The 20,064-nt window shown below is 55.6% G+C and carries 16 protein-coding genes; 10 read left to right on the forward strand and 6 right to left on the reverse strand.

The window, feature by feature from the left end; all coding sequences use genetic code 11:
* Positions 1 to 277: 277 nt before the first annotated feature.
* The 4 genes from J5069_RS16370 (at position 278) to J5069_RS16385 (ending at position 4,739) form a co-directional block, all read left to right on the forward strand.
* Positions 278 to 1,327 carry a type II asparaginase gene (locus tag J5069_RS16370; RefSeq protein WP_264644889.1) on the forward strand — a complete coding sequence of 350 codons (1,050 nt, stop codon included), beginning with the start codon at positions 278 to 280 and terminating at the stop codon, positions 1,325 to 1,327.
* Positions 1,328 to 1,624: 297 nt separating this feature from the next.
* The gene (aroL, locus tag J5069_RS16375) at positions 1,625 to 2,149 is read left to right on the forward strand and encodes a shikimate kinase AroL (RefSeq protein ID WP_264644890.1); all 525 of its coding nucleotides are present in this window, start codon (positions 1,625 to 1,627) and stop codon (positions 2,147 to 2,149) included.
* 55 nt (positions 2,150 to 2,204) lie between these two features.
* On the forward strand, positions 2,205 to 2,489 hold the full coding sequence (ppnP, locus tag J5069_RS16380) for a pyrimidine/purine nucleoside phosphorylase (protein WP_222158316.1): 285 nt from the start codon (positions 2,205 to 2,207) through the stop codon (positions 2,487 to 2,489).
* A 459-nt stretch (positions 2,490 to 2,948) separates the two neighbouring features.
* Positions 2,949 to 4,739, forward strand: coding sequence for a methyl-accepting chemotaxis protein (locus tag J5069_RS16385; RefSeq protein ID WP_264644891.1), 1,791 nt, complete (start codon positions 2,949 to 2,951; stop codon positions 4,737 to 4,739).
* 45 nt (positions 4,740 to 4,784) lie between these two features.
* Here J5069_RS16385 and mdtI read toward each other — a convergent pair whose 3' ends face one another.
* The 4 genes from mdtI to rdgC all read right to left on the reverse strand — a co-directional run bounded on the left by mdtI (position 4,785) and on the right by rdgC (position 7,361).
* Positions 4,785 to 5,114, reverse strand: a complete 330-nt coding sequence (gene mdtI, locus J5069_RS16390) for a multidrug/spermidine efflux SMR transporter subunit MdtI (RefSeq protein WP_264628299.1) — start codon at positions 5,112 to 5,114, stop codon at positions 4,785 to 4,787.
* A complete protein-coding gene (gene mdtJ, locus J5069_RS16395; RefSeq protein ID WP_264644892.1) occupies positions 5,101 to 5,469 on the reverse strand; it encodes a multidrug/spermidine efflux SMR transporter subunit MdtJ in 369 nt (122 codons plus the stop codon). Before mdtJ ends, mdtI begins: the two co-directional genes overlap by 14 nt.
* 482 nt (positions 5,470 to 5,951) lie before the next feature.
* Positions 5,952 to 6,425 carry an NUDIX hydrolase gene (locus J5069_RS16400; protein WP_264644893.1) on the reverse strand — a complete coding sequence of 158 codons (474 nt, stop codon included), beginning with the start codon at positions 6,423 to 6,425 and terminating at the stop codon, positions 5,952 to 5,954.
* Positions 6,426 to 6,449: 24 nt separating this feature from the next.
* On the reverse strand, positions 6,450 to 7,361 hold the full coding sequence (gene rdgC, locus J5069_RS16405; protein ID WP_264644894.1) for a recombination-associated protein RdgC: 912 nt from the start codon (positions 7,359 to 7,361) through the stop codon (positions 6,450 to 6,452).
* Between the two features lie 190 nt (positions 7,362 to 7,551).
* On the opposite strand from rdgC, the gene mak reads away from it, so the two are divergent.
* Complete coding sequence (gene mak, locus J5069_RS16410; protein WP_264644895.1) at positions 7,552 to 8,460, forward strand: fructokinase; 909 nt, start codon at positions 7,552 to 7,554, stop codon at positions 8,458 to 8,460.
* Positions 8,461 to 8,490: 30 nt separating this feature from the next.
* Here mak and J5069_RS16415 read toward each other — a convergent pair whose 3' ends face one another.
* Positions 8,491 to 12,180, reverse strand: a complete 3,690-nt coding sequence (locus J5069_RS16415; protein ID WP_264644896.1) for an AAA family ATPase — start codon at positions 12,178 to 12,180, stop codon at positions 8,491 to 8,493.
* Complete coding sequence (sbcD, locus tag J5069_RS16420) at positions 12,177 to 13,400, reverse strand: exonuclease subunit SbcD (RefSeq protein WP_264644897.1); 1,224 nt, start codon at positions 13,398 to 13,400, stop codon at positions 12,177 to 12,179. Before sbcD ends, J5069_RS16415 begins: the two co-directional genes overlap by 4 nt.
* Before the next feature lie 274 nt (positions 13,401 to 13,674).
* Between sbcD and phoB the strand changes: the two genes are divergently transcribed.
* The 5 genes from phoB (at position 13,675) to brnQ (ending at position 19,992) form a co-directional block, all read left to right on the forward strand.
* Positions 13,675 to 14,364, forward strand: coding sequence for a phosphate response regulator transcription factor PhoB (gene phoB / locus J5069_RS16425; protein ID WP_195315276.1), 690 nt, complete (start codon positions 13,675 to 13,677; stop codon positions 14,362 to 14,364).
* Between the two features lie 66 nt (positions 14,365 to 14,430).
* On the forward strand, positions 14,431 to 15,753 hold the full coding sequence (gene phoR, locus J5069_RS16430) for a phosphate regulon sensor histidine kinase PhoR (protein WP_264644898.1): 1,323 nt from the start codon (positions 14,431 to 14,433) through the stop codon (positions 15,751 to 15,753).
* Positions 15,754 to 15,767: 14 nt separating this feature from the next.
* Positions 15,768 to 16,712, forward strand: a complete 945-nt coding sequence (locus tag J5069_RS16435) for a PstS family phosphate ABC transporter substrate-binding protein (RefSeq protein ID WP_264644899.1) — start codon at positions 15,768 to 15,770, stop codon at positions 16,710 to 16,712.
* 383 nt (positions 16,713 to 17,095) lie between these two features.
* Entirely contained in the window at positions 17,096 to 18,208 is a 1,113-nt protein-coding gene (locus J5069_RS16440; RefSeq protein WP_264644900.1) for a cobalamin-independent methionine synthase II family protein, read from the forward strand.
* A gap of 464 nt (positions 18,209 to 18,672) precedes the next feature.
* Positions 18,673 to 19,992, forward strand: coding sequence for a branched-chain amino acid transport system II carrier protein (brnQ, locus tag J5069_RS16445; protein ID WP_264644901.1), 1,320 nt, complete (start codon positions 18,673 to 18,675; stop codon positions 19,990 to 19,992).
* Positions 19,993 to 20,064 lie beyond the last annotated feature (72 nt).

Raw genomic sequence — 20,064 nt, forward strand, 5'->3', positions numbered from 1 at the left:
TGCCTTTCTCTTTCCCTCAGGCGCAACCCTTGACGTGCGCCTTGCATATTTACTTTCTTTTGCATTTTTTTCATTGGGTTATTGTCGTTTTGCGATCCCGCAAACGATACCTTTTCCTTCGCTCGGGCAAGATGATTTACCGCAGAATAACGGAGAGGTAAATACCAGTCCAGGCAACGTTTATACGCGATAACTACATAAAACCTATAGGAAAATGCTGCTGTGGCAGGCAGTAGTGGCATTTTATTGTTGATGCACTGAAGAGTGGATAATCGTGATGAAAAGGATAGTGAAATCGCTGTTAGTGGTAGTAGTGGTGTGGTTTTCCGCGTTAGCGGGTGCGGCGGAAAAATTACCCCATATCGTGATCCTGGCAACTGGCGGCACCATTGCCGGTTCTGCTGCGGCAAACACGCAAACGACCGGATACAAGGCCGGTGCATTGGGGGTTGATACCCTGATTAACGCTGTACCTGAGTTAAAAACCTTGGCAACCATCAGCGGTGAGCAGGTGGCGAACATTGGCAGTGAGAACATGACCAGCGAGGTGTTGCTGACGCTGAGCCAGCGTGTCAATGCGCTGTTGGCGCGCGACGATGTGGATGGCGTAGTTGTTACGCACGGCACGGATACCTTGGATGAATCCCCCTATTTTCTGCAACTGACGGTGAAAAGTGACAAACCGGTGGTGTTCGTGGCAGCGATGCGTCCTGCTACTGCCATCAGCGCGGATGGTCCGATGAACCTGTACGGTGCCGTTAAAGTGGCGGCGGATAAAAATGCGCGCGGTCGCGGGGTGATGGTGGTGTTGAACGATCGCATCGGCTCTGCGCGTTTTATCAGTAAAACCAATGCGTCGACGCTGGATACCTTCAAAGCGCCCGAAGAGGGGTATTTAGGTACGATCGTCGGCGATCGCGTTTACTTCAACAACCGTTTGGACAAAATCCACACAACGCGCTCGGTGTTCGATCTCACCGGCGTTAAAACACTGCCTCGTGTTGATATTATCTACGGTTATCAAGACGACCCCGAGTATATGTACGATGCAGCCATGGCACACGGCGTGCAAGGTATCGTCTACGCCGGAATGGGTGCAGGCAGCGTTTCCAAACGCAGCGATGCGGGCATTCGTAAAGCGCTTACTAAAGGGATTGTGGTGGTACGATCCACGCGTACCGGCAGTGGTGTTGTCCCACCCGATGCCAGCCAGCCTGGCTTGGTTTCTGATTCGCTCAACCCGGCAAAATCGCGCATTCTGCTGATGTTGGCCTTAAGCAAAACACACAATGCCGATGTGATTCAGGAATATTTCCATACCTACTGATGCCTGAGTCGCACGCGAAAAATATACCGCGCCGTCGCTCCTGATATGCGCACAGCAGGCTGCCACCCCTGTGGATGGCAGCCTTTCCTGCTCTTCCCTTTGCTGTCTATTTCATTAAATCGTGCATTTAACCCGAAATAACACACAACGTGGCAGTGATGTAAGGGAAATCCGGATAGATATGCGGATTAGCCTCCAGAGGCTTTCTTGTTGTCATGCTTTATCGGTATGATGCCTGCTGATATCGATTAATGCGTCCCGGAAGCTGCCGGGAAAGTGAGAAGGGTAGGTCATTACATGTCACAGCCCATTTTTATGGTTGGGGCCAGAGGATGCGGTAAAACCACGGTCGGCAACGCGCTGGCTCGTGCGTTAGGTTATCAGTTTGCCGATACCGATCTGTTTATGCAGCAAACCAGCAAAATGAGCGTGGCGGACGTGGTCGCTAATGAAGGGTGGCACGGTTTTCGCCAGCGCGAAAGCGTCGCCCTGCAACAGGTGACACAGTCGCGCTGTGTGATCGCCACGGGCGGAGGTATGGTGCTTTCGCCGCAAAACCGTCAGTTTATGCGCTCGCAGGGGATCGTCATCTACCTGTTTGCTTCAGCGACGCTGTTGGGCGATCGTCTGGAAGCCTGTCCTGAAGCGCACCAACGCCCTACCTTAACGGGACGTCCGATTGTTGACGAGATGGCCGACGTGCTGGCAGCGCGCGAGACGTTGTACCGCGATGTGGCGCACCACGTGGTCGCTGCCTCTGCAATACCGGATGTTATCGTGACAGAGATCCTGCAAATGTTACGTGTTTCAGCCGCCTCATAAGCGGTTTTCGTCTGTTATTTCTTTCTTCTCGTTTCTGATCACAGGTGCTGTACTTATGTTGAATGTTAATGAATATTTTTCTGGAAAAGTGAAATCTATCGGTTTTGACAGTGACTCCATCGGCCGTGCCAGCGTGGGCGTGATGGAAGCGGGAGAGTACACCTTTGGTACTGGACAGCCGGAAGAGATGACCGTGGTGAGCGGCGCGCTGACGGTAAAACTGCCGGGCAGCGATGAATGGCAAGTTTTCGGACCCGGAGCCGTATTCTCTGTGCCGGGCAACAGTGAGTTCTACTTGCAAGTTGCTGAGCCGACCTCTTATCTGTGCAAGTACCTCTGAGTTATCGCCCCTGCATGCAGGGGCAACCCCGCCTCGTTAACCGTAGCAAAGCACCTTCATCTTGAAAAAATGCCCATAGTCAGGTTTTTATTCGGCCGCAGTTCCGTTGATCTTGTCGTCGAAGAAACGCGTGTGGTGCCGTATGGAAATTATCACCCTGTGCGCCAAACCATTAATTGACTGGGTAAATAGCGAATAACTCGCGCAAGACTCATATCTTTTTCTTATATCTGTTAATAAGCACACTATCCCGGTGATATCATTTTATTTGATGAAATAAACTGTTTTTTTATGCCAATCTGGTAATGAACGGCGAAGTGCATGCCTGAATGAGTGAAAAATATCATACTAAGTTCTATTTTCCTGTTATACATCTTCTTTAGCGCCACAATCCGCGCTCAAGTTTGATTTTATTCTGTCGTTATAGAATATATAGCTATCTTCTACTAAGAGTGATTTATGCTGAAAACAACGCGAGCGCGCATATTGGCGGTGTGTGCGTCTATTGTGGTTTTTTCCCTCGCCGTAAATACCTACCTGAATTACACCATTGCCAATAATGCGAATGAGTCTTCCATCGAAGATACGCTGGATTCGGTAACCAGTAGCCACAGTCTGGCCATCAGTGACTGGGTGTCGTCAAAAATTCAGATGATCTCCTCCATGAACGACTGGGTATTGACTCATGAGGATCCGATTCCGCTGTTTAAACAGATGGTGTCGGCGGGGAAATTCCTGAACGTGTACATGGGGTACGCTGATGGTACGGCAAAATTTGCCGATCCGGGCGGTATTCCGGCGGATTACAACCCGACAGTACGCCCCTGGTACAAGCAGGCCGTGCAGGTGGGTAAACCGGTTGCCACCACCCCGTATATTGATATGGTGACCAACAAACTGGTGGTGTCTTTTGTGTCTCCGGTGGTTGCTGGTTCCAGCGTTAAAGGCGTGTTGGGCAGTGACGTGACGATGGAAAATGTGATCGCCAACGTGCGTTCCATCAACCCGACGCCAGCCAGTTTTGGCGTGTTGATAGACAAAACCGGCGTGATCATTGCCCATCCGGATGAAAAACTGACGCTGAAAAATATCACGGATATTGCACCGGGCATCGTGCTCAGCGAATTGCTGACCGCTCAGCATCCGGTGACCGTGGAGATGGGCGGCGCGGAACGTATGGTGCGCGCCTCCCCAATTGCGGGCACCGACTGGTACATTCTGGTGGCGCTCGACCGGGCAGAAGCCAAGGCGGGCATGCGTTCACTGCTGACCACCTCGGTGATAACGCTGGTGATTATCTCACTGCTCGGCTCGCTGATCGTTGGCGTCATCATCACAAAAACCCTTAAACGCCTGCTGCAAGTGCGGGATGCGATGGATGACATCAGCAATGGCAACAACGATTTGAGTCGGCGTTTGCCCGACGAAGGCCATGATGAAGTGGCGCAGATTGCCCGTTCATTTAACGTCTTTATCGACAAACTCAGCATGGTGATGATTCAGATTCGTGATATCAGCGCCTCGGTGAAAGTCGCCGTGGATGAAATTTCGTTAGGCAACAACGATCTTTCTGCGCGCACAGAATCAGCGGCGGCAAGCATTCAACAAACTGCCGCCTCGCTGGAACAAATCTCGGCGGCGGTCACCGAATCAGCCAGTTCGGCACAGCATGTGAACAGTCAGGCGCGCATCCTGTCTGAAGATGCCAGCATCGGCGGTAAAGTGGTTTCGGACGTGATTGTGACCATGGAAGACATTGTCGCTGCGTCTGGCAAGATTGGCGATATTATCGGCGTGATTGACGGCATTGCCTTCCAGACTAATATTCTGGCGCTGAATGCGGCGGTGGAAGCTGCCAGGGCGGGTGAGCAGGGGCGTGGTTTTGCCGTGGTCGCTTCTGAAGTGCGCGCGCTGGCACAACGTAGTGCGCAGGCAGCCAAAGAGATCAAAACCCTGATTGAAGCGACCGTGGTCGGCGTGACCTCCGGCTCTACGCAAGTGCGTCAGGCCAGCAATACCATGCAGGAGATTGTTGGCGGCGTTTCTACCGTGACCACCGTGATGTCCGAAATTACTCACGCGGCGAATGAGCAGATGCGCGGCATTCAGGAGATCAACAAGGCGATGGCGCAGTTGGATTCCATGGTGCAGCAAAACGCGGCGCTGGTGCAGGAATCCACGGCGGCCACCGAAGCGTTGCTGGCGCAAACGGAAGAGCTGCACTCTACGGTCGGGCACTTCAAGGTGTAACGCCTGAAGAGAACAACATGAAGAGCGCCGTAAGGCGCTCTTTTTTTATGCCAATTTAATCAGCACCATACCCAGCAATAACAGCCCCAATCCAACCCAGCCGCTTTTGTTCAGACGCTGGCCGAACAATATCCACCCGGCTGCCACGGTGGCTGCAATGCCAAACCCGCCCCACAGCGCGTAAGCGACCGTGAGATCGATGCCCTTTACCGCTTGCGCCAGTGCGCTAAACGCTGCCAATACGCTTATCAGCGATAACATTCCTAGCCACACCTTGCGAAAGCCGTCCGACAATTTAAGGAAAATGTTGGCGGCAATCTCCAACACAATCGCTAAAGCCAGGAACGCCGCATGCTGCCACTCAAACGGTAACATGATGGTTTCCTCGCGTTGCGCTGGCCGCAGGGGTTTTACGCACGCCCGATTTCACCAGCAGGATACCCACTAACAATATTGCCAGCCCGATGACTTTTAACACCGAAAGGGATTCATCAAACAGCATGACGCTAAACAACGTGATAAAGATAATGCCGATACCTTCCCACAGGGCGTAAGCCACGCCCATCGCCACGCGCTTTATGGCAATTGATAGCAACAGGTAGGAGAGTGCAATCATGCCATACATCACCAGATGGCCCAGCGGGCTACCGTTGAGGCTGGCGTATTTCATGCTTAACGTGCCAATAATTTCTGCCGCAATTGCGCAGGCTAAAAAGATCCAGTAAATCATTATTTTTCTCCCTGAAAGGGTTATTCGTAGCATAGGGGTAATGCCCGGCGATGCCCGTGAAAAGCAGGCACAGCGAGACCGGCCCATGTGCGATAAATAGGGGGATCAGCAGACAAACGCGCAGACATGCGCTGCCATCGCTGAATTCAGAGAGAGACCTAAAGTTCGCTACACCAGTGATGTTCACTGGCAAGAATGGCTGAAAGGAATAGCATGTAGATGGAAGTAATGATGGTTTTGTTTTGTATTTTCTTCATGATGATTCTGTATTACCCGCCGCAAATAATGCGATTTGTCCACATTCCTCGGAATTAAAAGAATATTACGCTGGAGTATTTGTAGCATGCCTCATGGGGGAAAGCAAACCAGTACTCGGCTTGCGTGTGCGCCATTGGGTGTTGGTTTAGCAAGCGGTGCAGACAGATTCTGCACCGCTGTTGTGAACAAACGGGCTATGCCACTGGGGCTCACTGGGATAGGTGCTAAGCGCCCAACGGCATCCGCAGCAGCGGATGGGGCTGTTGTTCGGCAAAGTAGCGGTGAATGTGATGCAGGATGTCGCGCTGGCCGGGGAAGGGTAACATCCTGGCCGCTTCTTCAAACGTTGCCCAATGGAATTCGCTGTGCTCAGCGTTAAGCACAATGTCAGCGTCCGCAGCCACATAAGCCACGAACACTGGCACCAGCGTGAGGCCATTGTTATCAGCCTCGTAAAACTGCTCGCAGCGATCCGCGGAGTAGAGATCGGTTAACTGCAATCCCGTCTCTTCTTCCGCTTCACGTCGCGCCGTTTGCCAGGCGGTTTCGCCAGCCTCAATGCCACCGGCTATCTGGCACCACTGCCCCGGCTGGGTATGGCCGTTGCGGCGCAGCAGCAGGACTTGGTAGCCTGTCTGCACCGGGCGCAGTACATAAAGCGCGATGGAAAAGCAGCGGACCGGAATCTCATGTCGCATAACGCACTCTCTTCCCTGTTTGGTTTAGCGCTGCGCTTCGCCACCCAGTGCTTCCACCAGATTGGTGGTTAACGCGGAAAGCTCGCTGGTCATCAGAATAAAATCGGCATCAAAGCGCTGAGCCACATCGTCCCTGTCGATATCGTCGTTCTGCTCGCGCAGCGTGTCGGCGAACTTCAGGCGTTTCAGCGTACCATCCTCAGCCAGTATCAGTTGGATGCGTTCCTGCCAGTCGAGGGCCAGTTTGGTGACCACTTTGCCTTTTTCGATATGCACGGCGATTTCATCACTCACCAGATCTTGCTTCTTACAGCGGATCACCCCGCCGTCTTCCAGAATCGCTTTCAATTCGGCTTCGTCTTGCAAGGTGAAACCCGCAGGCACATCGCCAGAACGCACCCATTCGGTCAGCGTCAGCTCGATAGGATGTTCCAGCGCCAGGGGCACGACCGGCAGCGAACCCAGGGTTTTGCGCAACAGCGCCAGCGTATCTTCAGCTTTTTTGGCGCTGGCGGCATCGACCATAATCAACTGATTAACGGTATCAATCCATAGCCACACCTGACTGAAACGGCTGAACGCGCGCGGCAGCAGCGTATGCAGCACTTCATCCTTCAGGGTGTCTTTTTCGGTTTTTTTCAGTTTGCGGTGCTGTTCGGCTTCCAGCTTGTCGATCTTGGCCTGGAGCGCCTGCTTGATCACCGGAGACGGCAGCATCTTTTCTTCTTTGCGCGCGCAGAGAATCAGTTGGCCGTTGACGCTGTGGGTCAGTGCATCGCTGTGGGTGCCCATCGGAGATACCCAACCGGTGCGAGAAAGATCCTGGCTTCCGCAGGGGGTAAAGGCGAACTCACTCAACTGCTTTTCTAACGCATCAGTGGAAAGTGAAATATCGCGGTTCAGGCGATAAATAATAACATTTTTAAACCACAGCATGGTGTTATCCCTGGCGGTGCGTGCCTGGCACGCGGATGGAAAAGGGGAGGGACGCATGATAGCGGATTTGGCGCGCGAGTGCAGCGCGTTATGGTGGTTCCCTATACACTAAAGTAAAGTTACTCTGTGCCAGGTGTGTGAGAAATGTGATATTTATTCATACATTATGGGAATTTTTTGAGGAGGCGCTGTGCGTATTGGAATTGATTTGGGTGGCACCAAAACGGAGGTCATCGCGCTGGGCGATAACGGTGAAACGCTGTTCCGCCATCGTCTGCCGACCCCCCGTGATGACTATCAGGCAACGTTGCAAACCATTGTTACGCTGGTCAATGAAGCCGAAAAGGCTACCGGCATGAATGGGAGCGTCGGCGTGGGGATTCCCGGTACCCTGTCGCCACTGTCCCACCATGTAAAAAACGCCAATTCGGTATGGTTGAACGACCAACCGTTGGATAACGATCTCTCCGTGCTGTTACAGCGCCCGGTGCGCCTCGCCAATGACGCCAACTGTCTGGCGGTGTCTGAAGCGGTGGACGGTGCCGGTGCCGGACTTGATGTGGTATTTGCCATTATTATCGGCACTGGGTGTGGTGCGGGTATCGCGCTCAACGGACGTGCTCATGCCGGACGCAACGGCATCGCTGGCGAATGGGGCCATAACCCCTTGCCCTGGCAGAATGAGCAGGAGCGCCAGTTCGCGCAAGCCGTGCCCTGCTATTGTGGTCAACGCGGGTGCATTGAAACCTTTATTTCCGGCACCGGTTTCGCCGCCGACTATCGTCATGTCACGGGCCACGCCTGCAACGGGGAAACCATTGTCTCACTGGCGCGTCAGGGGGATAGCGCCGCAGAACAGGCGCTGAAACGCTATGAGCAACGCCTGGCAAAATCCATCGCACACGTGATCAATTTAGTGGATCCGGACGTGGTGGTGCTGGGCGGCGGGATGAGCAATGTCCCGCGTTTTTATCAGACGCTGCCCGCGCTGATCGCACCGTGGATCTTCGGTAGGGAGTGCACCACGCCGATTCGTCAGGCCACGCACGGTGACTCCAGCGGTGTGCGCGGTGCCGCCTGGCTGTGGCCGGCGGCGTAACGCGCCGACGCATAGCCTGTCAGCAGAGCGCTACAGAGCGTAGCGCTCGTCAAGTTGGCTGACGCCCAACCCATTCACCTTTTTAACCTTGATTTGCGTAGAGATACGCGCTTTTATCGCTTCCACGTGACTGATGACACCAATGGTTTTGCCGGTCGCATTGAGGTTATCCAGCGCATCCAACGCGCTGTCCAGGGTATCCGCGTCCAGCGTGCCGAACCCTTCATCCAGAAACAGCGAGTCGATGCGGGTTTTGTTGCTCACCAGATCGGAGAGCGCCAAGGCTAGCGCCAGACTGACCAAAAAGCTTTCACCGCCCGACAGGGTGCGGGTGTCGCGCACCGCGTCGGCTTGCCAGGTGTCGAGCACATGCAGGCCGAGTTCATCATCGGTTTTACGCTGTAGCTGATAACGACCGTGCAGGCGGGCGAGGCGCAGGTTGGCGAGATACACCAGATGATCGAGCGTTAGCCCCTGAGCGAACTTGCGGAATTTATCACCGCTTTGCGAACCAATCAGATCGTTGAGACAGCTCCAGTCGGCATACTGCAGGCTCTGCTGCTCGATCTCCTGGAGCAGCGCCTGCTGTTTATCCCGTTGCATCTCATCGTTGCGCAGCCGTTGCTGGTATTCACCTTGTTGATAAAGATTGGTTTTCAGTGCGCTATCAAGCTGCTCCAGCCGTTGTTCAGGCGTTGTGGCCTCGTCGTCGTCCGGCCCGGTTGCCGGGCGCTGTGCCAGATGCGTGCTCAACGCGGCGGTGGCCTGCTGTAGCAGTGCTTTGGTTTCCGTGATGGCCTGGCGCACGGCGTCGAGTTTGCTGCGTAGCGCCTGACGCGTATCGTCATCCAACAGCGCCTGCTGGAAGGCGGCTTCATCGATGAAGGGACTGCGCGCCAAGGCTGTGGCAAACTGGGCTGCGGATTGCTGTTCCGCGTCGACACAGTGTTCGCGGTGTGCGCGCTGTCCGGCCAATTCCCCCGCCACTGTGGCAAGCTGTGCCGCTGCTTGTTGCTGCGTGACGGCTAACTTGTCAACGGTCTGCTGATGCTGTTCGCTGTGCTGCCGCCATTCCTGTCGCACCTGCTGTGTGTCGCGATCGCCAAACAGGGCGTGGCGTTGCACACGCAAGTCTGCCAGCTGTTTTTCCCCGTCCTGCCATTGTGTCTGCTGTAGTGTGGCGCTGGCGTCGAGTGCCTGTACTGTTTTTTCCCGCTCCTGCACGGTGGCATGCAGTGAAGCCAGCGCGTTGTCATCGTGCTGCAACTGCTGTTCGGTGGTTTTCCAACGTTCTGCTTCGGCGGCACGTTCTGCCAGCCAGTGCTGTTGTTCGGCAAGGGCAGGCGGAACCAGCGCGTAGGGCGCGAGCGCAGCGGTGAGTGTCTCTTGCTGTGTTGTCAGCGCAGCGGTGAGCTGTTGCTGTTTGTGCGTTGCCTCTGCAAGTCCTTCCCGGTGCGCTTGAATACGTTGTTGCAGCAGGGCAAGCTGCTGGTCCGTTTCCTGACGCTGCTGCTGCGCCGTAGTCAGTGAATCCTTACTTTCTTGCCAACTGCGTTGCCGTTTTTCTTGCGCTTCTATCTGGCTAAACAGGGTATCGGCTTCGCGATCGCTGGCGGTCAGCCACTCGGCAATCTCTTGTTCCTGCTCGGGCGTGAAGGTTACGTGTAAATGCTCACTCACCTGCTGCCAGTCGCTATAGCGCGTTTGGTACCGCTTTTCCTGTTCGGCCCGCTCGGCCTGAAGTTCGTCACGCTGTTTTGCCAATGCGGCGAGCGCCCCCTCGCGCTGTGCCAATGCACTGCGCGCCTGCTGGCACTGCGTGCGCAGTTGCGCCATACGCACTTGTGTCTCGGACGCGGTTTGCGCCAGCGTTTGATACTCTGCAATCGCCGGATGGTGCGTGGATCCACACAGTGGGCAGGCCTCTCCCGGTTGTAACTGTGCGCGTTCAGCCTCCAACTTGACGATGCGCTGTTCCAACCCGACGCGCTGTTCGACATCGTTCAACTGCTGCTCCAGACGCTGACAGTCGGCGCGCTGTGCGTTGTTGCTCTGCGTGTCGGTCTGGAAACGTTGGTCCAGCGCGAGCCATTTGCTGGCGCTATTTTGCTGCTGTTGACGCAGGTTGCTGAGTGCTTGTGTCAATTCCCCAAGCTGGCGTCGCGCTTGTCGTGCATGCTGGTGCGCCGCGTAACGCTCACGCAAACCGGCAATCGGATTCGCGGTTTCTGCCTGTTGCCACACCTGTTGCTGCTGCTCGCACTGGTGCTGCAAGGCGTCGTAGCGCTGCTGTTGTGCGCTTCGTTGTTCATTCAACTCCACCTGCTGACGCGCCATCTGTTGTTCATCGTGGGTCAGGCGCTGTTGCTGCGTATCCACCGCAGCCAGCTCCCCAGAAAGGCGCTGCTGTTCCTGGAATGCTGCACGCCACGCGCCGAGCTGTTCGCTCCAGTGACGGTGATGGGGATGCTGCTGCTGGTAGTGGAGTCGGGTTTCACGCTGGGTTTGCAAGGTATCGCGCTGGCGAAGCAACTCGGCCAGTTGCTGCTGCTCGTTCTCGCGCTGCGTTTGCGTTTGGGTCAACGCAGAGAGATGCTGGGCGCAGCGCTCCCCTTGACGGGCTATGTGCTGATCGAGCGGTATGACGTGTTGCTCGATCAGCGTTTCTTCCTGCTGGCGTGCGGCACTGTGTTGCTGCTGTGCCTGTTGCGCTTGCAGGAACAACTGCTGTTGCTGCTGATGTGCGGTCTGGCTGACGGTGTGCTGCTGGGCTAACTCGGTTTCCCGCGTTTGCGCAGCAACCCGTGCCAATTGAGTACGCTCGCGCTCTCGCAGCAAGGGACGCAATTTTTCGGCGGGCTCGTCACGTTCCAGACGTAATCGATCGGGCTCGGCGTCACGTTGCGCCTGCTCGGCCGCCTCGGCTTGCTGCTGCTTGTGGCGCAAGTCTTGTTGCAAATGCCGCTCTTGCGCCAGCCATTGCTGGTGTGTCAGCGCTTGCTCACGTTTTTCCCGTAACCCTTGTTCTTCCTGCTGTAGCTGCGTCAATGCTGCCAATACGCTTTGTCGCTCGCCGTCATCCAACAGTGCGATAGCCGACGCGCGTGCTTGTAGCGCATCCAATGCCAGCTTTACGGCTTTATGCCGCTCATAGATGCGGCTGGAGATCTCGCCATAGATCACCGTACCGGTCAGCTCTTCCAGCAGTTCTGCGCGTTTGTTCTGTTCGGCGTTGAGAAAGGCGGCAAATTGCCCCTGTGAGAGCATCATCGATCGGGTAAAACGCTCAAAGTCCAGCCCGGTAATACGGACGGTGTAAGCCAGCTTTTCGGACAGTTTTTGCGTGAGGATCTTGCCGTCTTCGATCAGCGCCAGTTCGGCTTTCGGGGTTTGCAGGTTGCCATCCGCCGCATCTTTGGCGCGGCGTTGGCTCCAAAACGCACGATAGCCGACGCCTTTGACCTCAAATTCCACCTCGGCCAGACAGTCGGCGGTGTTACGCGTCATCAGTTCGTTCTGCGTGGCGGAGAGCGTATTCAGTCGCGGCGTCTGGTGATACAGCGCCAGACAGATGGCATCCAGCAGCGTGGTTTTACCCGCGCCGGTTGGGCCGGTGATGGCAAACAGCCCGTTGCTGGCAAACGGCTCCTGCGTAAAATCAATCTTCCATTCACCTTTGAGCGAGTTGAGGTTTTTTAACCGTAAGCTCAGGATTTTCATGCTTGCGGCGCTCCTTCGGTGACGTCTCGGACCATTTCATCAAACAGCGGGCGTAACCGCGCTTGTTGTTCTTGCGCCATATCGGTCAGCGCCAGTTTGCGTTCGAAAACGTCCTGTGGAGATAATTCGTCCAGCGTCTCTTTCTTTTCGCGCGCAATGGCCTGCAAGCGCTGCTCACGGTTGCGCCGCAACAGCAACACGTCGACGGGTAATGTGTGCGTTAGCTGCTGTATGCGCTGCTGCATGTCGCTGAGGTAGGTGTCGGTGGCGATCTCGATGTCCAGCCAGATACGCTGCCCGGTTTCGGGAGCGGGGAGGCTGTGCAACTGCTGCTCTATTTCCGTCAGATTGCCTTTGATGAGGCGCATCGGTTGCGTCACGGGAACGGGCAGCAGCGTTATCTCCGGGGGCGCACTTGGCGGGAAGTCGATCAACGCGACCGATTTTTCACTGCCAAGCTCATCAAAACTCAGAGCAATCGGTGAGCCGCTGTAACGGATATGCTCGCTGTGTCCCACGCGCTGCGGGCGGTGGATATGCCCAAGGGCGATATAGTCGGCAGGCGGAAAAGCCTGCACCGGGTAGGCATCGAGCGAGCCGATGTAGATCTCGCGCACCGCTTCCGAGGCGGTAACCCCAACGGTGGTCAGGTGTCCGGTGGCGATAATCGGCAGGGGCAATGCCAGCGTGTCGCGTAAATCGCAGGCGTACTGGTAGCATTGCGCATAGTGTCCGCTGATGGCGTCTTGCAAGGCGAGCTGTTTTTCCTCGCCGGATTGACCCGCCAGGCTGCGCAGGATGTCGCGCGGACGCAGAAAAGGAATGGCGCACAGCATCGCGCCGGGCGCGCCTTGGCGGGTATTGAGTGCCAATACCTGCTGCGTCACATCCTCGGCGGCGTTGGCGATAACACGGGTATTAAGGCACGCCAGCAGATCGCGCGATTCATTCAGGGTCGCCACTGCATCGTGGTTGCCGGCCAGCAACACCAACTGGCATCCGGTGGGGCGCAATGCCACCACAAACCGGTTGAGCATTTCGCGCGCATAGCTGGGCGGCGAACCGTTATCAAAAATATCACCCGCCACAATCAGCGCATCGACCTGATGTTCGGTTATCTGCTCGATGAGCCAGTCGAGAAACGCTTGATGCTCCGGTGCGCGACTTTTAGTATAAAAATATTGGCCCAGATGCCAGTCTGCGGTGTGAATGATACGCATGGCGTTTCCTGTTAGACGTGCTATCTACTGTAGGGCGATTATAAGCAGTGTGGGCGGTGGCTGTCGTTATCGCCGCGAAAATTTTGGAAACAACCGCTAAACAGGGTGTTACCTTCAGCGTTGATTTTCATAAATCTGTCATAAAACTGACGCATACTGCTTTCGCCCGCAGAAGATGAGCCACTCAGGCGCCTGTTGTTTAGGTAAAGTGGGCAATCGTGATATTTCGTTATTGTTGACGCGTTTCATACGCTGACTAACGGCAGGATGAACAATGGCAAGACGCATACTGGTCGTAGAGGATGAAGCGCCGATTCGTGAAATGGTGTGCTTCGTGTTAGAGCAAAACGGCTATCAGTCCGTTGAAGCGGAAGATTATGACAGCGCAGTGACGCGTTTGTCCGAACCCTATCCGGATCTGGTGCTGCTGGACTGGATGCTGCCAGGTGGCTCGGGGTTGCAGTTTATCAAGCACATGAAGCGCGAAGCGCTGACGCGGGATATTCCGGTCATGATGCTGACGGCGCGCGGCGAAGAGGAAGATCGCGTGCGCGGGCTTGAGGTTGGCGCGGATGATTACATCACCAAGCCGTTTTCGCCCAAAGAGCTGGTAGCACGTATCAAGGCGGTAATGCGCCGCATTTCACCGATGGCGGTGGAAGAAGTGATTGAAATGCGGGGGTTGAGTCTGGACCCCACCTCTCATCGCGTCACCACAGAACAGCACGCGCTGGAGATGGGACCGACCGAATTCAAGCTGCTGCATTTCTTTATGACGCACGCTGAGCGTGTTTACAGTCGCGAGCAGTTGCTCAATAACGTTTGGGGAACTAACGTTTATGTTGAGGATCGTACTGTGGACGTGCATATTCGTCGCTTGCGCAAGGCGCTGGAAACCAGCGGACACGATAAAATGGTGCAAACGGTCCGGGGAACGGGGTACCGTTTTTCTACGCGTTATTGATGTGTGCGTTAGCCATAGCGTGCGCGACATCGTGGCTGAATACCGCCAAAGCGGAGAATTTTTAACGTGTTAGAACGTCTTTCGTGGAAAAAGCTGGCATTGGAGCTGGCTTTTTTTTGCTTGCCCGCCCTGTTGTTGGGCCTGATTTTCGGCTACCTGCCCTGGTTTATGCTGGTGGCTGTGTTGGTGGTGCTTGGCTGGAACTATTACAACCAGCTTAAACTCTCCTATTGGCTGTGGGTCGATCGCAGCATGACGCCGCCGCCCGGGCGCTGGAGTTGGGAGCCGCTGTTTTACGGGCTGTATCAAATGCAACTGCGTAATCGGCGGCGGCGGCGCGAGCTGGCCTTGCTGATCAAACGATTTCGCAGCGGTGCCGAGTCGCTGCCCGACGGTGTGGTGATCACCACCGAGGAGGGCACCATCATCTGGTGCAACGGCCTGTCGCAGCATTTGCTCAGCCTGCGTTGGCCGGAAGATAACGGCCAGAATATCCTCAATTTGCTGCGCTATCCCGAGTTCACGCAATACATGCGCCAGCAGGATTTCACCCGCGCCTTGACCCTGCAACTGATCAATTCACACCATGTCGAATTCCGCGTTATGCCTTACTCGGAAGGGCAATTGTTGATGGTGGTGCGCGACATCACCCAAATGCACCAATTGGAAGGCGCGCGGCGCAATTTCTTTGCCAACGTCAGCCATGAATTACGCACTCCGCTCACCGTGCTGCAAGGCTATCTGGAGATGATGCAGGACGACTCGCTGGATAGCCCGCTGCGTAACAAAGCGCTCTCTACCATGCAGGAACAGACGCGGCGTATGGATGGGCTGGTGAAACAGTTGCTCACGTTATCGAAAATCGAAGCGGCAGCGCCGATCAATCTGGCGGAAAAAGTCGATGTGCCACGCATGCTGCGCATCCTGCAACGTGAAGCACAGACGCTGAGCCAGGAGCGCCACGAAATTGTGTTCCGCATTAACGATGGGCTGAGCGTTTATGGCAATGAAGAGCAGTTGCACAGCGCCTTCTCCAATCTGGTGTACAACGCGGTTAATCACACGCCGGAAGGCACGCGCATTGAAGTGTGCTGGCAAAAAATCACGCAGGGCGCGCAGTTTCAGGTCAGCGATAATGGCCCCGGTATTGCCGCAGAGCACATTCCTCGCCTGACCGAGCGTTTTTACCGCGTGGATAAAGCCCGTTCGCGCCAAACGGGCGGCAGCGGGTTGGGGCTCGCCATCGTCAAGCATGCGCTCAGCCATCATGATTCGCGATTGGAGATCCTCAGTGAACCGGGTGCCGGAGCGCGTTTTATGTTTACGCTTCCTAACCGGTTGATTGTCCCTGCCTCTCTGTCGGAGAATAGCACTACCCCTTCGGCCTGATGGACAGTTGACCTATGATGCCAGCCCCGCGTTTTTCGGGTTTCTTGCTCTGTACTGCGCTGCTACTCAGTGGCTGGAGCCACACTGCGCGCAGCGAGCAAATGCTGGCGGGGAATCTCTCCAGCGCAGGCTCTGATACCCTGGCGACGCTGATGGCGTTTTGGGCTGCCGATTTCAACCAACATTATCCCAGCGTTAACGTGCAGATGCAGGCGGCGGGATCGTCATCGGCACCCACGGCACTCGCTTCCGGTGCGGCACAGCTTGGCCCGATGAGCCGTGCCATGAAGGCGAGTGAGATTGAGGCGTTTGTGCAGCGCTACGGGTATCCTCCCTTGGCCGTTCCGGTGGCGATGGATGCGCTGGTGGTGTTAGTGAATCAGGATAACCCGCTGCCGGGGTTGAACGTGCAACAGCTCGATGCGCTGTTCTCCATTACCCATCGCTGCGGGGCCACGCAAACCGTTACCCATTGGCGCGATCTCGGGCTGACCGGTGAATGGGCACCGCGTCGCGTGCTGCGCTACGGGCGCAACTCCGCGTCAGGCACCTATGGCTTTTTTAAGCAGCAAGCGCTGTGCGGCGGGGATTTCTTGCCGCTGGTGAATGAGCTACCGGGCTCGGCGTCGGTAGTGCAGGCCGTAGCCACCTCCACACAGGCCATTGGCTATGCCAGCATCGGTTTTCGCGCCAGCGGGGTGAAAATGTTGCCGCTGGCGGCGCAGGGAAGCGACTACGTTGCGCCGACGGTGGACAATATTCGCAGTGGCCGTTATCCCTACGCGCGCTATCTCTATATTTATGTCAATAAAGCGCCAGAGCATGCGCTGGATAGCCTGACCGCCGCCTTTATGGATCGGGTGTTGTCTACCGCCGGGCAAAATCTGGTGAGTCAGGATGGCTATCTTCCCTTGCCTGAGCCTGTGCTGGTTAACGCACGCCAGCAGCTCGGTCTGTAGCACGCTATCATTCTCATCCATCACCGTCATTCCCGCGAAGGCGGGAACCTCGTGCAGGTGAAACGCGTTCATTCTGGCGGAGATCCCCGGCTTTCGCCGAGGATGACGAGAGGGAAGGCCGAGGACGACGAGAGGGGAAAGTGACTTTGTCATCAGTCTGACGTGAATTTTATTCATGTTTGTCGCGGAAAGTGAAAATTATTCTATTGCCCTCAACCTGCTGCCATGACAGGATTTACCCACCTTCTAGCCGTCCAGATGTCTAAATAAGTATAAGGCGTGATTACTGTACGGCGTGACTATTCATTTTGAAACTATTTTGCAATGCCGCTTGTCTCGTGCCGTGTCGGGAGGGGGGGGTTGCGAAAGATCAGGAGTTTACCATGGCTAAAGTACTTCCCCCTTTCCGCGCTGACGTGGTCGGCAGCCTGTTACGTCCCGCTGCAATCAAAGAAGCGCGCGTGCAATTCCAGTCCGGTGCCATTAATGCGGAGCAACTGCGCACCGTTGAAGATGCAGAAATCCTGCGCGCGGTTGAGCTGCAACGTGAAGCCGGGCTTCAGGTTGTCACCGACGGTGAATTCCGTCGCGCCTGGTGGCACTTCGACTTTTTCGAAGGCTTGAACGGGGTGGAAGCTTTCGAAGCGGACCACGGCATTCAGTTTAACGGTATCCAAACCAAATCTCGTGCCATCAAAGTGACGAGCAAGGTCAGCTTTAACCCGCAGCACCCGATGCTGGCGCATTTTCGCTACCTGAACAGCATCGCGGGTGATGTGACCGCCAAGATGACGATTCCCAGCCCGAGCGTGTTCCATTTCCGTGGCGGACGCAAGGCCATCGACAGTCAGGTTTATCCCACGCTGGATGCTTATTTCGACGATCTGGCGCAGACCTGGCACGATGCGATTCACGCTTTCTACGCCGCAGGCTGCCGCTATCTGCAACTGGATGATACCGTATGGGCTTACCTGTGCTCTGACGATCAAAAACGCCAAATTCGCGAACGCGGTGAAGATCCGGAGCAACTGGCGCGTACCTACGCCGACGTGCTGAATAAAGCCCTGGTGGGTAAACCTGCCGATCTGACCATCGGTTTGCACGTATGTCGCGGTAACTTCCGCTCTACCTGGATTTCTGAAGGCGGGTATGAGCCGGTGGCATCGATCCTGTTTGGCGAAGTCAATGTGGACGAGTTTTTCCTCGAATACGATAACGATCGCTCAGGTGGCTTCGAGCCGCTGCGTTTCATCAAACCGGGACATCAGCAAGTGGTGCTGGGTCTGGTGACCACCAAAAACGGCGAGTTGGAAGATCCGGCCTTGCTGAAAGCGCGCATCGCGGAAGCGGCGAAATATGTCGATATCAACCAGCTTTGCCTCAGCCCGCAGTGTGGGTTTGCCTCCACGGAAGAGGGCAACAGCCTGACGGAAGCGCAGCAGTGGGCCAAGCTGCGTCTGGTTGTGGATACCGCTGCCGCCGTGTGGGGCAAGTAACACACGAGCGCATAACGCCGGGGGAGCGCTGATGCGCTATCCCCGGTGTATTCTCGACGCCCCGCTGTGGGGCGTCAAAATCGGCAAACCCTTTCATACCGCTTACCGCGTAATCCCCTGCCACTTGCCCCTTCTTGCAGCAAAAAGCGCTTCTTATGCTGAAGCACTGCCTCTTTTATGTCCATTTTGCGCGTATTACGCGTTTTTATACTGGTTTTATTGCAAGGCAAAGGCACTAAATGCACAAATCATGTGCGGAAGGTTGTGTGAGTGGTGATATTATCTGCTAACTATTGTTGTTAGGTTGGCGTAATACTTCGCATTTTGGATCACTACTTGTCTTTTATTGCTATAAACGTTTTACTTAGCGCCCTATAACGTCTGCGCGATAAGAATAATTTATACCACGCCGCGGTTCGTCTTCTCATTTTGTCGCATTTATATACAGGCAACACAACATAACTATGAGTCATCGTTTAGCATCCAAAGATATCGTGGCGCTGGGGTTTATGACCTTTGCGCTGTTTGTCGGGGCGGGGAACATCATTTTCCCGCCAATCGTGGGTTTGCAGGCGGGTGAACACGTCTGGACCGCAGCGCTTGGTTTTCTGCTTACCGCTGTTGGCCTACCGGTGTTGACCGTGGTCGCGCTGGCGCGTGTGGGCGGTGGTGTCGATGCGCTGAGCTCCCCCATCGGCCAGAAAGCCGGCGTCCTGCTGGCGACCGTGTGTTATCTGGCCGTCGGACCGCTGTTCGCGACGCCGCGTACCGCCACGGTATCGTTCGAAGTGGGATTGGCTCCGCTGTTTGGCGATTCCGCCACGCCGTTGCTGATCTATAGCGTGGTCTATTTCGTGCTGGTGATCGGCATTTCGCTCTACCCGGGGCGTCTGCTGGATACGGTCGGCCACGTGCTGGCTCCGTTAAAAATTCTGGCGCTGGCGGTGCTGGGATTGGCGGCGGTGATGTGGCCTGCGGGCTCGCCGATCCCGGCGACCGACGTCTATCAAAGCGTGCCGTTTTCTAACGGTTTTGTGAACGGTTACCTGACCATGGATACCTTGGGTGCCATGGTGTTCGGGATCGTTATCGTCAATGCGGCCCGTTCACGCGGCGTGACCGATGCCACGCTGCTGACCCGTTATACCATTTGGGCCGGTTTGATTGCCGGCGTCGGGTTGACGTTGGTCTATCTGAGCCTGTTCAAATTGGGCTCTGTGAGCGGCGAACTGATTCCTCACGCGCAAAATGGGGCCGAAATCCTGCATGCCTACGTACAGCACACCTTCGGCAGCATGGGCAGCGGCTTCCTGGCGCTGTTGATTTTTATCGCCTGCATGGTCACTGCGGTTGGCCTGACCTGCGCCTGCGCCGAATTTTTCTCCCAGTATTTGCCATTTTCCTACCGCACGCTGGTGTTTGTGCTGGGCGGCTTCTCTGCGTTAGTCGCCAATCTGGGGTTGAGCCATCTGATTCAGCTTTCCATTCCGGTGCTGACAGCCATCTATCCGCCCTGTATCATTCTGGTTTTGCTGAGTTTTACTCTGCGCTGGTGGAATCAGGCTTCGCGTATTGTGGCCCCGGTCATGTTAATCAGCCTGTTATTCGGCCTGATTGATGGGGTAAAATCATCGACCTTTGCGTCATTGCTGCCAGCCTGGAGCCTGAACTTGCCGTTGGGCGAACAGGGATTGGCCTGGCTGCCACCGTCGCTGGTGGTGCTGCTGGCTGCGGTTATTTATGACCGGCTGAGCGGGCGTCAGGAAGTGACGGCGCACCAATAACGCAGTAACGCGGTATTTTTCACCACAGGCGGTCGCCTGTGGTTTTTCATTTGTAAGACAGGGCTGCTTAAT

This window comes from Candidatus Symbiopectobacterium sp. NZEC127, assembly GCF_025962675.1.
Taxonomy (GTDB): domain Bacteria; phylum Pseudomonadota; class Gammaproteobacteria; order Enterobacterales; family Enterobacteriaceae; genus Symbiopectobacterium.

Coding starts and splice junctions, on each gene's coding strand:
- J5069_RS16415 (WP_264644896.1), bottom strand. CDS start 12,180: ATGAAAATCCTGAGCTTACGGTTAAAAAACCTCAACTCGCTCAAAGGT.
- J5069_RS16370 (WP_264644889.1), top strand. CDS start 278: ATGAAAAGGATAGTGAAATCGCTGTTAGTGGTAGTAGTGGTGTGGTTT.
- aroL (WP_264644890.1), top strand. CDS start 1,625: ATGTCACAGCCCATTTTTATGGTTGGGGCCAGAGGATGCGGTAAAACC.
- brnQ (WP_264644901.1), top strand. CDS start 18,673: ATGAGTCATCGTTTAGCATCCAAAGATATCGTGGCGCTGGGGTTTATG.
- mdtJ (WP_264644892.1), bottom strand. CDS start 5,469: ATGATTTACTGGATCTTTTTAGCCTGCGCAATTGCGGCAGAAATTATT.
- rdgC (WP_264644894.1), bottom strand. CDS start 7,361: ATGCTGTGGTTTAAAAATGTTATTATTTATCGCCTGAACCGCGATATT.
- J5069_RS16435 (WP_264644899.1), top strand. CDS start 15,768: ATGATGCCAGCCCCGCGTTTTTCGGGTTTCTTGCTCTGTACTGCGCTG.
- J5069_RS16400 (WP_264644893.1), bottom strand. CDS start 6,425: ATGCGACATGAGATTCCGGTCCGCTGCTTTTCCATCGCGCTTTATGTA.
- sbcD (WP_264644897.1), bottom strand. CDS start 13,400: ATGCGTATCATTCACACCGCAGACTGGCATCTGGGCCAATATTTTTAT.
- phoB (WP_195315276.1), top strand. CDS start 13,675: ATGGCAAGACGCATACTGGTCGTAGAGGATGAAGCGCCGATTCGTGAA.
- J5069_RS16440 (WP_264644900.1), top strand. CDS start 17,096: ATGGCTAAAGTACTTCCCCCTTTCCGCGCTGACGTGGTCGGCAGCCTG.
- mdtI (WP_264628299.1), bottom strand. CDS start 5,114: ATGTTACCGTTTGAGTGGCAGCATGCGGCGTTCCTGGCTTTAGCGATT.
- J5069_RS16385 (WP_264644891.1), top strand. CDS start 2,949: ATGCTGAAAACAACGCGAGCGCGCATATTGGCGGTGTGTGCGTCTATT.
- ppnP (WP_222158316.1), top strand. CDS start 2,205: ATGTTGAATGTTAATGAATATTTTTCTGGAAAAGTGAAATCTATCGGT.